At 53.1% G+C, this 15,208-nt stretch carries 13 protein-coding genes; 5 read left to right on the forward strand and 8 right to left on the reverse strand.

What is annotated here, in order from left to right:
- Nucleotides 1-15 precede the first annotated feature (15 nt).
- Together AC1DWB_RS04530 and AC1DWB_RS04535 are read right to left on the reverse strand one after the other, a co-directional pair.
- The gene (locus AC1DWB_RS04530) at nt 16-819 is read right to left on the reverse strand and encodes an ABC transporter permease (RefSeq protein ID WP_477539841.1); all 804 of its coding nucleotides are present in this window, start codon (nt 817-819) and stop codon (nt 16-18) included.
- Nucleotides 816-1,766 carry an ABC transporter ATP-binding protein gene (locus AC1DWB_RS04535; protein WP_477539842.1) on the reverse strand — a complete coding sequence of 317 codons (951 nt, stop codon included), beginning with the start codon at nt 1,764-1,766 and terminating at the stop codon, nt 816-818. Before AC1DWB_RS04535 ends, AC1DWB_RS04530 begins: the two co-directional genes overlap by 4 nt.
- A 206-nt stretch (nt 1,767-1,972) precedes the next feature.
- Here AC1DWB_RS04535 and AC1DWB_RS04540 point away from each other — a divergent pair, with 206 nt between their 5' ends.
- From AC1DWB_RS04540 to solA, 4 genes are all read left to right on the forward strand, one after another.
- The gene (locus AC1DWB_RS04540; protein ID WP_477539843.1) at nt 1,973-4,225 is read left to right on the forward strand and encodes an FAD-dependent oxidoreductase; all 2,253 of its coding nucleotides are present in this window, start codon (nt 1,973-1,975) and stop codon (nt 4,223-4,225) included.
- 184 nt (nt 4,226-4,409) lie between these two features.
- Nucleotides 4,410-4,550, forward strand: coding sequence for a YjcZ family sporulation protein (locus tag AC1DWB_RS04545; protein WP_477539844.1), 141 nt, complete (start codon nt 4,410-4,412; stop codon nt 4,548-4,550).
- A 675-nt stretch (nt 4,551-5,225) separates the two neighbouring features.
- The gene (locus AC1DWB_RS04550; protein WP_477539845.1) at nt 5,226-6,146 is read left to right on the forward strand and encodes an aldo/keto reductase; all 921 of its coding nucleotides are present in this window, start codon (nt 5,226-5,228) and stop codon (nt 6,144-6,146) included.
- A 34-nt stretch (nt 6,147-6,180) separates the two neighbouring features.
- Nucleotides 6,181-7,311, forward strand: coding sequence for an N-methyl-L-tryptophan oxidase (gene solA / locus AC1DWB_RS04555; protein WP_477539846.1), 1,131 nt, complete (start codon nt 6,181-6,183; stop codon nt 7,309-7,311).
- 357 nt (nt 7,312-7,668) lie between these two features.
- Here the strand turns inward: solA and AC1DWB_RS04560 are convergent, their stop codons facing one another.
- The 6 genes from AC1DWB_RS04560 to AC1DWB_RS04585 form a co-directional block, all read right to left on the reverse strand.
- The gene (locus AC1DWB_RS04560) at nt 7,669-8,847 is read right to left on the reverse strand and encodes an NAD(P)/FAD-dependent oxidoreductase (RefSeq protein WP_477539847.1); all 1,179 of its coding nucleotides are present in this window, start codon (nt 8,845-8,847) and stop codon (nt 7,669-7,671) included.
- Between the two features lie 31 nt (nt 8,848-8,878).
- Nucleotides 8,879-9,316 (reverse strand): DUF1641 domain-containing protein, encoded by a 438-nt coding sequence (locus AC1DWB_RS04565; protein WP_477539848.1) that lies wholly within the window; start codon nt 9,314-9,316, stop codon nt 8,879-8,881.
- 259 nt (nt 9,317-9,575) lie between these two features.
- Nucleotides 9,576-10,001 carry a YkvA family protein gene (locus AC1DWB_RS04570; RefSeq protein ID WP_477539849.1) on the reverse strand — a complete coding sequence of 142 codons (426 nt, stop codon included), beginning with the start codon at nt 9,999-10,001 and terminating at the stop codon, nt 9,576-9,578.
- A gap of 257 nt (nt 10,002-10,258) precedes the next feature.
- A complete protein-coding gene (locus AC1DWB_RS04575; RefSeq protein WP_477539850.1) occupies nt 10,259-11,968 on the reverse strand; it encodes an SWIM zinc finger family protein in 1,710 nt (569 codons plus the stop codon).
- A gap of 58 nt (nt 11,969-12,026) precedes the next feature.
- Nucleotides 12,027-12,686, reverse strand: coding sequence for a response regulator (locus tag AC1DWB_RS04580; protein WP_477539851.1), 660 nt, complete (start codon nt 12,684-12,686; stop codon nt 12,027-12,029).
- 2 nt (nt 12,687-12,688) lie between these two features.
- A complete protein-coding gene (locus AC1DWB_RS04585; protein WP_477539852.1) occupies nt 12,689-13,771 on the reverse strand; it encodes a sensor histidine kinase in 1,083 nt (360 codons plus the stop codon).
- Nucleotides 13,772-14,114: 343 nt separating this feature from the next.
- On the opposite strand from AC1DWB_RS04585, the gene AC1DWB_RS04590 reads away from it, so the two are divergent.
- Entirely contained in the window at nt 14,115-14,951 is an 837-nt protein-coding gene (locus AC1DWB_RS04590; RefSeq protein ID WP_477539853.1) for a CPBP family glutamic-type intramembrane protease, read from the forward strand.
- Nucleotides 14,952-15,208 lie beyond the last annotated feature (257 nt).

Genomic DNA, 15,208 nt, shown 5'->3' on the forward strand with positions numbered 1-15,208 from the left:
TCTATATTATCCATTTTATCGGTTTCGTTCGGCCTTCGTAAACATTATCGTCCCGATCACCGTAAAGACTAGGAAGAATCCAGCCATGACTAGTAGATCGAGTGTCGGATTGTACAAGACGATCTGGTCATACATGGGTTGGCCGGAGTAGAATACCGCGCGCGCCAGATCAATGCAATATGTCATCGGCATGATGTGCGCAAGAAAACCGAGGATGCCGGTAGAATGCTGGATTGGAATGATAGCCCCTGCCAGAAACATTTGCGGCATAATAAGGAGCATCGAGCCTACGTCCGCCGCCTTGCTGTCTTGCACGAAACCGATGAAGAAAATCCCGAGCGCACCCCCGACCAGGCAGAACAAGGGCGTAATAAGAAACAGCCATACGATGTGCATGCCATTGAGCGGAATTTGCATAATCAACGCCACGAGCAGGATGCCTACAAGCCCAACGAGGCTGGAGAAACTGGAGCCAATCATTTTGCCAACAATGATCGAATACCGGGATATGGGCGAGACATAGAACTCCTGCGTCAAATTGTTGTCCCGCTCCTCGATCAAGGAACTCATACCGGTAATCGTTCCCGTGAACATACTGTTGACGATCATGCCAATCATAACGAACTGCAAATAGTTGAAGCCGATGTTACCAGCCAAGTTCTGCGACAGACTGCCTCCCATAATACCGATGAATATAATCGGGAATATAAGGCTCACCAGAATCAACACGGGGCTTTTCAAACCTCTCACGATATCCCGTGCCGCAATAGCCAGCACCGCGTTACCTTCTCTAATCACACTGGAACTCGTAGCACTCATTGCACGGTTCCCCCTCTCTCCACTAGATTCAAGTAAGCTTCTTCCAACGAAGGTTGATGCACATCCAGTCGCGTCAGTGGAATCGTCAGTCGGGATAGCAACTGCTGCGGCGTCTGCTCGCGATACGTTACTTTTACATAGTGGTCCTCTTCCTCATAGGGCGCCTCCAGCGTCGTTAACTGGTGCTTCAATTCCGATCGGTTGTCGGCGTCCAGCAGCATGAATCGCTCCCCCAGCAGCCGTGTCTTGATCTGATCCGGTGTACCGAGCATGGCAATCTTCCCATGATGGATCATGCATACCCGATCCGCCCCTTCCGCTTCCTCCAGATAGTGTGTCGTCAAGAAGATCGTGATGTTCTCTTCCACACGCACCTTCTGCAAATACGCCCACAGCGAGCGGCGAGCCGAAGCGTCCAGCCCTTGCGTAGGTTCATCGAGGAACAGAATCTTCGGATTGTGCATCAGGCTGCGAATGATTTCCAGCTTGCGCTTCATCCCGCCAGAGAGTGTCTTCACCCGCTTGAATAAGTGCTCGCGAATACCCACGACTTCAGCTAGCTCCTTAATCCGATTCTTGTAAGCCGCTGGCATCATGCGATACATCGGGCGATAGCCATATAAGCCGTATATGCTCACATGCAGGCGAATGTTCTCTTCGGCAGTCAGTTCTTGATCCAGACTCGGGTTCTGGAAAATAATTCCGACGTTGCGCCGCACCAGCTTCGCCTCTTGCTCCAAGTCATACCCTGCGATGCGAATCGATCCGCTCGTCTTGGACAAAGTCGTCGTCAGAATGGAGATCGTCGTCGTTTTGCCTGCTCCGTTCGGTCCCAGTAATGCGAAAAACTCTCCAGGGTGCACATCGAAGCTAATATCATCTACGGCCGGGCGCTTCGCTTTCTTGTAGTGCTTATATAAGTGATTGACCTTTATGATCGGTTCCATATTCGTTCGGCCTCCTGTTTGTTGGGGTTTGCTGCTTCCACAGGATACGGCTCTTGTGTGAACTGAATATGAACGCAATTGGCGAAAGAACCTCGGAGTGAAATTAAGTATATGGTGTTGAGAAAAAGGGTGCATGTTATTTCAATAGTTCAGCCCTTATGATGAAACTAAAGATATACAATCCTCATTATAGGGAGAGATGTACGATGCGGAATGAAGTTGTGCAAGCAGACATTACGGTAGTAGGCGGTGGGTTAGCCGGCGTGTGTGCGGCTATTGCAGCAGCCCGGCTAGGACAGACGGTGTCGCTGATCAATAATCGCCCGGTATTGGGCGGCAATTCAAGCAGTGAAGTGCGCGTGTGGGTATGCGGGGCGACTGGTCACGGGATTCACCGATACGCGCGTGAAACCGGGATCATGGGCGAGCTGTTCATTGAGAACCAGTACCGCAATATAGACGGCAACCCGTATTTCTGGGATATGGTTGTGCATGAAGCGGTACGTGCGGAGCCGAATCTTACCCTGTTCCTGAACACGGACGTGCACGAAGTGGAGGCTGATGGTGATGAGCACGACCGGACGATCCGCTCGGTTACGGGCTGGATGATGGCTTCCGAACGGCGAATCCGCTTCGAGAGTCCGGTATACTTGGACTGCACGGGTGATGGGCTTGTCGGATTCCTCGCCGGGGCGAAGCATCGTATCGGTCGGGAAGCCCAAGAAGATTATAATGAAGAATGGGCACCATTGGTGGCTGACAACATTACGCTTGGGAGCACCTTGCTGTTCTACACCAAGGATGTGGGGCACCCTGTTCGCTATACGCCGCCCAGCTTCGCCAAGGACATTACACAGACAACCATTCCCGAACGGCGCATCATTCGCAGCGGAGACAATGGGTGTGCTTACTGGTGGATTGAATGGGGTGGCGAACACGACACGGTACACGACAACGAGCGTATTCGTGATGAACTATGGTCTGTTATATATGGCATCTGGGACTATATCAAGAACTCCGGTAAGTTCGACGCGGCGAACATGACGCTTGAGTGGGTCGGCTCGATTCCTGGCAAGCGTGAATACCGACGCTTCATTGGCGATTACGTGTTGAACCAGAACGATATTTTGAAGCAAGAGCCGTTCGAGGACCGCGTCGCCTTCGGGGGCTGGTCGATCGACTTGCATCCGCCGCAAGGCGTCTATTCGACCGAAGCCGGCTCCAAGCATCTGCACATGGACGGCAACTACCACATTCCGTTCCGGTCGCTCTACTCGGTGAACGTGAACAACATGCTGATGGCTGGCCGCGACATCAGCGCTACGCACGTCGCCTTCGGCACGACGCGTGTCATGGCGACTTGCGCCGTCATCGGCGAAGCCGCCGGCACGGGCGCGGCGCTGTGCGCCCGCAAGGGCGTCACTCCGCGCACCCTGTACGCGGAGCATCTGCAAGAGCTGCAGCAGACGATGCTGCGGCAGGATGCCTCGATCATCGGGCTGCGGGGCGAGGATACGCTTGACCTGGCCCGCAGCGCGCAAGTTAGTGCGTCGTCGACGCTCGCGCAGCTCGCGGTCGAGCAGACCGCCGCGACGGTCGCGCTCGAGAGCGACATCGGGCTGCTCGTGCCGGTCGATCCGGCGCTCGACGGGCTCGAGCTGCTCGTCGATGCTAGCGCCGACACCGTGCTGACCGTCGAGCTGTGGAGCACCGGACGGCTGGAGAACTACGTGCCGCACACGCTGGTCCGCTCAGCCCTTGCTTCCGTCGCGCGCGGCGGGCTGCGGTGGGTGAAGCTCGACCTCTCCTGGGCACCGGATGCGCCGCAGAATGCGTTCCTGATCGTGAAGGCGAACGATGCGCTCGCCCTGCATTTGAGCGATACGCCGCGCAGCGGCTGCCTCGCGTTCTGGAAAGGCGCGAAGCCGCTCGTGTCGGCTTCGCTCGAGGAGCACCAGCCGGAGCAGCCGGTGGCGCAGTGGAACATGCGCCGCTTCGTGCGGCAGACGCCTTGCTTGCGCCTGACAGCGCCGACCGCGGCCTTCGCGCCGGATAAGGCGACCGACGGCTACCTCCGCCCATACGGCGGACCGCACCTGTGGTCGTCCGAGGCCGTCGCAGCAGGGCGCGAGGAATGGCTGGAGCTGCGTTGGGAGCAGCCGGTAACAGTCGGTTCCATTCACGTGACCTTCAACGATGATGTGAACGAGGACTTAATCAACCTGCACCATCATACGACGCCGTTCGAAGCCATTCCCAACCTGGTGAAGGACTACCGGATTGAAGCTTATGTATCGGACAACGGCTGGCAGACGGTCGCGGAGCTGCGCGACAACCATAAGCGCAAGCGCGTCCATTTGCTCGCCTCCTCTGTGACGACGGATCGCCTCCGCGTCGTCGTGGAAGCGACCAACGGCGAGGCGTATGCTGAGATCATCGAGATACGCGCCTACGCTTAGTGCGCTGCCAGCGAAGCGCACGACGTTGCACCTGACGTTGAACACTACCACCATTTATAACGGGACGACATGTATCATTCGAGTATGTTTGCCACATTTGTGCATTTAACGGGTACCTTTCACCCATGCATGATCGGCTCCTCCTTCATAAATTACATTATCTTGATCAAAAGGAGGAGAACATATGGGATTTGTAGGTGGCGTTGGATCATCTTGTGGAGGAATAGGTGGCGTCGGATTTTCTTGTGGAGGATTTTCTAGCATCGGGATCATTCTTGTGCTCTTTATTCTGTTAGTCATTATTTTGCGCGGTGTATTCATCTAATGCAATTCTGATAAGTACTCCTTTTACAATGGGTCGGTTCTCTGAACCGACCGTTTTATTTTGTTTTTTGGACTAGGTCGTAAACTTCATCCCAAGTCATCGCGTCCTTCAGGATATTTTTCCATGCACCACGTTCACAGGCTTACCTTCTATAAATTGAACCAGATTATTTACTGCCGTATCCAGCAAGCGCCCTCTGGCTTCTTTGGTTGCCCAAGCCATATGCGGCGTAATGATGCAATAACTGAAGATCTACCCAATGGCCTCTAAGGCAATGAAGCGAACGCTCCTCGCCAGGATGCAAGCAAAGACCGGGGGGCTGGACATTATGGTTCTCTCATCCCCATATCCCTTTATTGGGCTTTGCATGTTCAGTATATAAAAGGAATCCCTGAGACACGTAACAGAATCATCAGGGGTTCATAACACGATTTTCACATATTTGAATGCGCTTCCAGCGTCCGGTCGTTATCGTGCAACTTAGGCCTAGCGCAACACTTCGCTAAGCCCCTTCACCCGGACGGAATTGGGCTCGAAGATCCCTCTGTCCATCTTGAAATTCATTTCCAGCGTCCTGTAGCGGAGCGAGAACGCCACCCGTGGAACTTGCTTGATCTTCGTTCGAGGGATACAATCGCGATATAGGAATTTTTCGAATAACGGAGGGGGATGACCATGAAATACAGAAGATTGGGCAAGACAGGCTTGCGCGTTTCCGTGGTCGGGATTGGCACTTGGCAATTCGGTGGCGAATGGGGTCGAACTTATGTGCAGAGTGAGGCAGATGCCATTCTGGATAAGGCGAACGAGCTGGGTGTGAATCTGATCGATACCGCGGAGTGCTACGGCGACCATACGTCGGAGCGGTTTATTGGTGATTATCTCGCTCGCCATCGGCGCGGAGACTGGATCGTGGCCACGAAGTTCGGGCATCACTTCAACCATAATTTCGATCGGACCGACCGTTGGTCACCGGATGAAGTGCTGCTGCAGCTGGATGCCTCCCTTCGCTCGCTTCAGACCGAGTACATCGACTTGTATCAATTTCATTCCGGAGCCGATGAGCGATTCGACAATGACAAGCTGTGGACGATGCTCGATAAGCAAGTAATCGCCGGCAAAATCCGTCACCTCGGCATCTCCATCGGCAGTAATGCCAACGTGCACCAGACATCAAGGGCCACTGAATTCGGCGCGAGCGCAATTCAAGTCGTCTACAATCGTCTGGACAGCGTCCCTGAGGCGGAAGTGTTCCCTTCCTGCATCGAGCAGGACCTCGGTGTCCTGGCACGAGTGCCGCTCGCGAGCGGTTACCTGAGCGGTAAGTACAAGCCGGGCGCCGCGTTCGCAGGTGACGATGTGCGCCACCGACATGACGCGCTGAAGCGCGAGCAGCTGCTGCGCCAGGTAGAAGAGATCCGCGCGAACGAAGTGCCTGCGGATGTCGAGATGGCGAGCTGGGCGCTCGCCTGGTGTTTGGCGCATCCTGCCGTCACGACGGTCATCCCGGGCTGCAAGGACCCAGGGCAAGTCGCGTCCAATGCGGCTGCGGTTAAGCTAGTAGCGGATGCTCATCCGCAGGCATGGGTGGATTGAGCTTAGCACAACTGGACTAGCAGGAGGACGGGCCATGAACCCACATTTCGATAGTATCCTTGTTGGCGCCGGCATTATGGGCGGGGCGGCTGGCTTCGAGCTTGTGCGGGCTGGACAATCTGTCCTGATGATCGACGCCTACGACCCGCCGCACGAACACGGCAGTCATCACGGCGACACCCGCATATTCCGGCACGCTTACAGCGCGGATCCCGTCTACGTCCGACTGGCGCTCCTGGCCGACGCGGGCTGGCGCGAGCTGGAGTCGCTGTCCGGTGTTCCCCTGTTACAGCGGATCGGTGTACTGAATATGTACCCGATCGACTCCACCTCGTATCGAGGCAAGTTAGCCTACGCGGAGCGATTCGGGCTGAATGTGGCTGCCATGGATACAGACGAGATTCGCCGGACTTGGCCCGGGATTCGCTTGCCCGACCATTACGGCGGCCTGTTCGAGCCTGATGGCGGCGTACTCGCGAGCGAAGCTTGCGTCCACGCGTATCGCAGGCTGGCCGAGCAATGCGGCGCGACCGTCGTGACGAACGCTCCTGTGAGTCGGATCGAGCTCGCTTCTGACCGCGTGTCTGTGCACGCTGCAGGTCGCGTCTATTACGCGGACCGTCTACTGTTGACAGCTGGAGCAAGTTGCAGCCAGCTTCTGCCCGGACTCACGCTGCCTGTCACGAAGATTCGCAAGTCAGTGGCGTGGTTCGAGGCAGATGACCTCCTGTACGCCTCCAACTGCTTCCCGGCCTTCAATTACGAGGGGCCCGAGGGCGAATTGTACGGCTTCCCCTCCTTCTCCGGTGCCGGGGTGAAGGTGGGGCGCCACGACGGTGGCGAAGCAATCGCCCCATCCCAACCCTTGCAGCCGTTCGGCACGCATCATGCCGACGAGGCAGAGCTCCGCTCGTTCCTCAGCAGGCACATGCCTCGTGCAGCCGGACCGCTGCTCCGAGGCGCTGTGTGTAGTTATGAGCGAACGCCGGACGAGCATTTCATCCTGGATCGTCATCCCGAGTATGAGCATGTGTACATCGCAGCCGGGTTCTCGGGTCACGGCTTCAAGTTCGCGAGCGCCATCGGCCGCACCCTGTGTGAGTGGATCATGACCGGTACGCTCGATGATGACTTGTCGTTCTTCTCACTTACACGGTTCCGCTAGTCTAATATCGGGATGTCGCTCCCTCTCCGCGGCTTTGCTCGACTTAATAACCCACATAACGGACGCTCGCTCTCCGAAGCCTCGGCCAGTAGCCGGGTCCTTGGTTGTTGAGTTCTGTTAGTGGCCCATAGCGTTGTTTCATCACCTTATTTTGTTCGAATGAGCGAAACTCACAAATTAACACTGTTTGATCATCTTATTTCTCTTGTCCCATTCGATTTCAGCACTTTTCAGCCCAATAGAGTGAAATCACCTTATGAACCTTGCCCTAGCAGTTAAAAGAGGGAACCTCCGGTTCCACCCCAAAAAAAACCGCCCTGGCTAACTACAGCCAGGGCGGTTTTTATCAAATCAATCTTAATAAGCGAGTGAAAACAAGCCGTCAATGTGAGTCAGATAGCGAGCATTACTCGCTTTCTTCATCAACGAGGCTGGTGTACCCTTCAGCTTAATACCGGATTCGCCGATCGTGCCGATGCCGTCTTTGCGGCCCAGACTAGCGAGCGTACCGGAGAATACCGGGTTGAAGCCAACACTTGGGGAGCCTTTGTAAGCAGCCGCGATGTTAGCGCCGACCACTTCACCCATCTGCCAAGCCAATTGTGCGGTTGGCGGATATGGGCGGCCTTCCGGACCGAATACGACGGCACAGTCGCCAGCCAGGTATACGTCTGGGTGGGAGACCGATTGCAGCGCTTCGTTCACAGTTGCGCGTCCACGGTTTACTTCGATGCCACAGTTCGCGACCAAGGAGTTGCCTTGAACGCCACCCGTCCACACCAAGGTGTTCGTATCAATCGTGCGGCCATCCTTCAAGCTGACAGTCGCCCCGTTCACTTCTGTAATCGCAAGTCCGGTGAGGAACTGCACCCCGCGATTCTCGAGGCTAGTTACAGCGCGCTCGATCAGATCAGCGGAGAAGATAGGCAGGATGGTAGGCATTGCTTCAACCAAGTACAGCGAGACTTCAGCGAAATCCACGCCGTTCTCACGGCAAATGCCTGGAAGCTCGTCCGCCAGTTCACCTACAAGCTCGACGCCCGTGAGGCCGCCTCCGCCGATAATGAAGGTCGCATCTGCCTTGTTCTTCGTCTTGCTGTATTCGCTGATGCGTTCCTTCACATGCTTAAACACCCGGTTCGCGTCCACGACCGATTTCAGGGTCAAGCTGTTTTCTTGAAGTCCTGGGATACCGAAGTAGTTCGTCTCACTACCCAGTGCGAGTACGAGTGTATCGTAGCGATAGTAGGTGGTGTCGTCCAAGACGACTTTGCGTGCTTCTACATCGATCGATTGCACTGTGCCGACTTTGATGTTGATTTGCTTGCCCTTCAACAATTTCTCAAGCGGCAGGGCAACAGCCTTCTCAGCCACGTTACCTGCTGCCAGACGATGAAGTTCGGTAATAATCTGATGAGAGCCTACGCGATTCACGATGGTGATGTCTGCTTCCGCCGCCGAAATGTTCGCACGTGCGGAAAGAGCGCTTAATAGGCCGCCATAGCCAGCGCCTAATATAATAATTTGCTTTTTCATGTTCATCCCCCGTTCTTGAATATGAGTGAAACTACTCTTGTTTCTTCCGTTCGCCCAGAATATCCAGGTACGCTTGGCTGAACCGCAACATTTTTTGCAATTCCGGATCTTTCAGCAGCTTCAGCATGCCGAACAGGCCAATCGTAGCATCGCTTTGCTCAGCGCGATCACTCGCCTCAATCGCTGCCGATGCATACCCCTTCACTTTCTCTTCAAGCGGCTTCACGACTTCCTTCAGGCCACCCACCATATCTTGAATCAGAACGCGGTCTGCCGTCACTTTTTGCGCCAAGTCATACGTCTTCGTAAGCAAGGTCATCATCTCGGCCAGCTTCGGCAGTTGCTCCACCAGCACCGTTAACGCTTCTTGCAGCTCTGGCTTTAACAATTGATCCAGCACATCAGGCTTACCAGTTATTGCTGCGACTGAGGTTTCTTGTGCTACATTTTCTACAGTTGATACTGACATTTCTTCATTCCTCCTTAGTGCATAGATGTTGTCTGGTTGCAGCGAACACTTCGTAGTCAAGCATCCATTTAAGATCGCCATGCGTTTTTCGTTGTACTACTATAAGTGAAAAACTTCACATGTTGTCTCAAAACTGCCGTCGACACAATACTCTCATTCTATACCTTAATCTCAAATCTCGCATTCATTTCCGACATTTTCTCCAACGATCATTTTTATCAGCCTGAAAGAATTTATATATCAGCCCATTCGACAAGTTTCAATCCGAGGAAGCAGCACCATTCTCCTTCTTCTCTTCCATGATCTGTGCATCGATATCAATAATATCCTGATTGTCCAGTGCTTCTTCTCCGAAAAAATCGTTCATCTTGGCCTTGGCCTTCTCCTTCACTTGGCTGTCGATACTCATAGCCGTCGCCCCCAATGCCAACCCTAATGCACCCAAATCATCGACGTAACCAACGGCTGGCAATAAATCCGGAACCAAATCGATAGGAAGGATTAAATACCCTAACGCTCCATAAATTTGTATTTTGGCCCGCAAAGGCGTCTTGGGGCTCTCCAAAGCGTAATAGAGCAATAAGCCGCTGTACACCACTTTCATACCGGCCACTTTCGCATATTTCTTGAGCTTGGCCCAGAATCCTTCATCTGTAAAATGCTTCTCATATTTCGACTGTTCCATCGGCACAACCCTCCTAATTATGATGCGTTACTGCATCCTATCCCATTCGCTCAAGGTGAATACTAATTAATACGTACGAATAGGGAGTCAGGGTTCAACAAACGATATAGGAAAGCCCCTAATAAAGGAGGGATTCGAATTGGCCAAACAGCAAGGGCATGCCGCCCAGAACACGCACACCCGCACTTCTGACAAGAAGGGCAAAAAATCCGGTGACAAATAGCCTATAGAGTCGCTTATCACCATTCAGGCCGGCCTCACTTGGTCGGCTTGAATTTGATTTGGCTCAACTCATCCAACATAGCAGGTCGATTAGGGTGTTTCATCTTCAATTGCTGGACAACTTCTCTCGCTTGCTGATCTCCCCCGGCTTTAATCAATTCACGGATAATTTGACATACTTTCTTGTACCCACCCCGGTCGGACGCTTGGAGCGAAGTTGCAGCAATGTGCTGCAGGAACAATTCATACACTTCATTGGGATACTTGGTTATTAAATGCGAGTAATGCTGAGTGACGATGTACAGATGTTTGCCCACATATCTCAGTAACCGCTCGGTCTCACTCTCTTCGATCAGCAATCGGGTATATAGCGATTCTGTGTGCCAACTGTCCCTCTTCTCCAATTCCGACAAAATTCGACTAAACACATCGGGCCATTCTTGTGGAGAATACAACCCCTTCAGTTGCAAATAGTAAGCATATTCGCCACTTAATGCGAACTTCTCCGCTAACACCCGTTGCTGCCCATGTTGGCTAGTTGACTGATACACTTCATAGCGATATTTCTCCCACTTGATCACAAGACCCGGCAATCTTCTCTCGGCGTCGTGCGCTTCTCCCTCTCCTGCCAATCGAAGCGCTTCCTCATACCGCTGCTCCTGAATGGCCTGCTTAATTGCCAACTCGCGAAATTCCGTGTGGTCCAGGTTGGCTAACAAGTAGTCATCGGCCTTCTCCGCCTCATCGTGGAGCTGAATGAGCCGGTAGCGCAGCAAGGCTAACTTCTCTCTAGCATATGACCCATACCGATCCTTGCTGTCGTAGTTCGCCTCTAACTTGGCCGCACATTGCTCCCATTCCTGACGAGCTTCCACATTGTCAGCTAGATGAGCGGCGCTCTCCAGTACCGATAGTTGCCATTCATCCCAACCTTCAAACCCGGCAAATTGAGTTTCTTTCAACAGCATCCGAAACAGCACTCGCTTCTCTTCGGCCGGGATCGTATCCACGACTTGAGCAGTCTGATCGATTAGCCCCAGACACTCCTCAATCATACCGCCCACTATACCGTCCGAATCATCGCACGCGCTAATCAGCTCTATCATCTCATGCAGGACACAAATACTGATATTAACCGTACGCAGAGCACTTCCTTCTTCTTGAGCCTGAACCGCCTTTTCCAGCACCATCTCTGCACCAGTTACCGCACGAGAGACATTCCGGTAGGGAACGAAACCGCCACGTTCTGAGTTCTCCTTCACATACGTCCGGATTAATTTCACGAACAGCTTCAGTTCCTCTTTCCCGTCCGGTTCCGTAAAATGCAAGTCTAACCGCTGTCTAACTTCCTTGAAATCCTGCGCATATTGCAGTAGCAAGTCGACTAGCTGCTGCTTCTCCAGCGTGGCTAATTGATCGGCAAGACTTCCTTTAGCCGTCGTCTGAGAGGATGACTGGGATGATGGCTTACTTGCAGCTAGCCTGGACCTAAGCTCGAGGAGAACCGCAGCCTGATGCTTGCATATCGCCTCCATATCGTAAGGACAATCGCAATCCGAATACACGACCAGACCGTCTGAATTGAGACTAATCTCAACTTCGTACAGGTCACTGCCCTCTACTTCTGCTGCGTACACTCCGCTCTTGATTTCCTCCAGGGCGAGGATATGCCCATTCTTGCGGTACTCTTCGCCTCGCTTGAGCATAATTTCGGAGATGTGATTTTCCAATTGGCTAAGCTTCATGTACATTTTGCTCCTATCATAGAAGTGTGGAATCCTCGTCCGCTGCCCGCGGGATCGTCTAGAATAACCCTTCCTCCGAGGCTTTACGCATGGCGGAAGCACGATTATGTACATTCAGCTTCGAGTAGATGCTCGAAATATAATTCTTCACTGTTCCCTCTGACAGGAACATCCGCTCCGCGATGTGGCGGTTCGCCAGCCCGTCGGAAATATACTGCAGCACCTGCAGCTCGCGATCGGTCAGCCCGTATTCAGCCTCCTTCGCCTGCGGCGGAGACGGCGTTCCTTCCCGCTCCGTCATCGTACGCGAGAACAAGGCACGGGCGACCTCCTGCGTGATCATCGTCTCGCCGCGGTGTACGAGCCGGATCGCGCCGGCCAGATCCAACGGATCAATCGCCTTCAGAATGTAGCCCTCCGCCCCTGCGTTCAAGGCCGATATGACGCATTGCACCTCCTGAAAGGTGGTCAACACGATCACCTTGACCGCTGGCCAACGTTGCTTCATGATCGTGGTCGCCTCTACACCATCCATAATGGGCATGTGGAGATCCATCAGCACTACATCAGGCTGCAGCGTCTCTACTTGCTCGACGGCCACCTTCCCATTCTCAGCCATACCGACGATGTCCAGATCGTCCGCCATGCCTAGGACGATGCCTAAGCTTTTGCGGATCAAATCCTGATCCTCGGTTATGAACACCCTGATCTTCTCCACCTTCATGCCCCCTCTCGTTTCATCTGCATCATGACTTGCTGCATGATCGGCACTGTGCACTCGATGACCGTTCCCCCACTAGGACTGGAACTGATCTGGAGCGTTCCGTTCAGATTCGCCATCCGCTCGGTCATCGTCTGCAATCCGAAACCCATGGTCAGCGCCGCGGCTCCGGTTCCGTTATCTGCAATCCGCAAGTGAATCATCTCTGGCTCGAACGCAAGTTCAATCTTCACACGGGAAGCCCGGCCATGCTTCTTCGCATTCGTCAGAGACTCCTGCAAACAGCGAATGAACGTCAGACGGACCTGCTCCGAAACCGGGTACTCGGCACCGACGGTATCGAGATCGACTTGGGTTCCAGTGTGCAAGGCGAACTCACTCCCGATCTGCTCTAGCGTTGGTGCTAGTGACTGTTTGTCCTTATCCGAAGCGATTTGGTGAATATGTTGCCGCACCTCATCCAATCCGTCCCTCGTCACGTGCAGCAGCTCGCGCAAGTTATTCTTCGCCTCTTGGGGCGATTGATCGATCAAATAATAGACAGCATCCATACCCATGATCGTTGTGGTGAACGTATGCCCGACCGTATCATGCAGATCCCGTGACAAGCGGTTTCTCTCCTCAGCCAAGGTCAGACGCTCGATTTGTTTGGCGTACACCTCCAACGTCTGATTCTGCTCCTGGATGATGCCATACATGCCATTGATTTGTTGATAGGACGTCACCAGCTTCTGGAAGCAGAATCCGATGCCGAATAAAATCGCTAGATTGGCTTCCCCGTCGATGAACGTTCTGCGCGGCATATCCGGTATCCCGCCAGATACTAAGACAGGCAATAGACAGATGGCAACAACCGCCCACAGCGCATGCCAGTTCCTGCACATATAACCTAACGTCAATACAGGAACCTGGAAGAAGGCGAACACGGATTCCTCGACCTCCGGAAGCAAGGTATAGAGTCCACCCGTAATGAGCAGCTCAGCCAAGACTGGGATGTAGCGAGGAACTTGCTTCCAGAGATAGAGGATAACCGGTACACAGCTGGATAGGAGGTATCCGGTTAGACCCAGCCAGAACCACATGCTGCTTGCTCCCACACTATATTGAAGATTGTAGATGCCAAGCACACACCATACCATACGAAAACCGAACACAATGTAGTCGAACCAATGCCGTGGGTGTTGAAGCGAAACCAAGCGAGTCACAGCCTTTTTCCCGTTTTTAGTCAGTATAAGCTATCCCCCTTGTGAAATCTATGTCGGACTGTCGTCTATACGTCTCTATAATGTAGCGAACAAAAGTCATAGGGCATAGTGACTTTCGGCTAATTATAATAGTTCGCTTCTTGTCACTACGTGGGTATGACTTTATTCCGGTACTGTAGAGAAGTAAGTCCAACTCCACTAGTAAAGGTGCCGTGCATGTATGTTTCCTACAATGAAAGATTCGCACAAAACAATCGTATTTACACTGCTCGTTCTGTTCTTAGCTGTCGCCTTCAGTTATATTCCAGGAATCATCGGTTTCGTGTATATGATGACACCGGCGTTAGCCGTGTTAATAATGATGCTCATCGTAACCCGGGACGGATATACGCGGGCTGGTTGGAGGAGGCTTGGCCTTCACAAGCTCGGAATGAAAGGATGGGGGTTCGCGCTACTTGTTCCGATCCTTCCGCTTGCCGCAGGTTTTGGCTTGGTCTGGATAACCGGGTTGTCTTCCTTGGTAATCGGAAGTGACTTCGAAGGATATAGCTGGGGCATCTTCCCACTCCTAATGGTCATTCTTTATGTGAAAACCGTGCTAATGGAATCCATGGGCGAGGAGCTAGGCTGGCGCGGCTATCTGCTGCCCCTCATGCTCGGCTGCATGAGCAAGCGCAAGGCGATGCTGCTCAATGGACTCATTCACGGGGTATGGCATTTCCCGATCATCCTGAATACAACCACCTACCACGATGGTGAGAATCTATGGCTGCTTCTGCCCTTAACCTTGGCCAGCACGATCTTTCTTGCTCCTGTAATCGGCGAGCTACGCCTGCGTACCGGCAGTGTCTGGACCGCATCGATGTTGCACACGACACACAATTTATTCGTGCTGATCTTCACCGCTATTACCATTCAACATGCCGAGGCAGCCACCTATATCGCCGGCGATATGAGCCTCACAATCATACTATTCTACATGTGGTTGACATGGGCTGCTTGGAGGAAGAAGCGCGGGACAAGCAAGGGATTGTCAGCTGATGTTACCAGATGCTAGGATCAGACCATTTGCACCGATACTTGCGGGCATGATATACTGGAGCTAATTTTCAGGAACGGAGGGGTACGTGTGATAGACTTTATCCGAGTTAAGTCTTTGCGCAGCTAATTGAATAGCGCCGAAGCTCTGCCTGTGTGCAGAGGACTCAGATTTGGTCTGTCCATATGAAGGTACCCCAGTAATATTTGGATACGTCGAGGTTCGTTGAGAACGACCCTTGTCGTATTTACCTTTAGAACGGAATACTCATAGCG

The organism is Paenibacillus sp. P4_E11 (assembly GCF_056401635.1).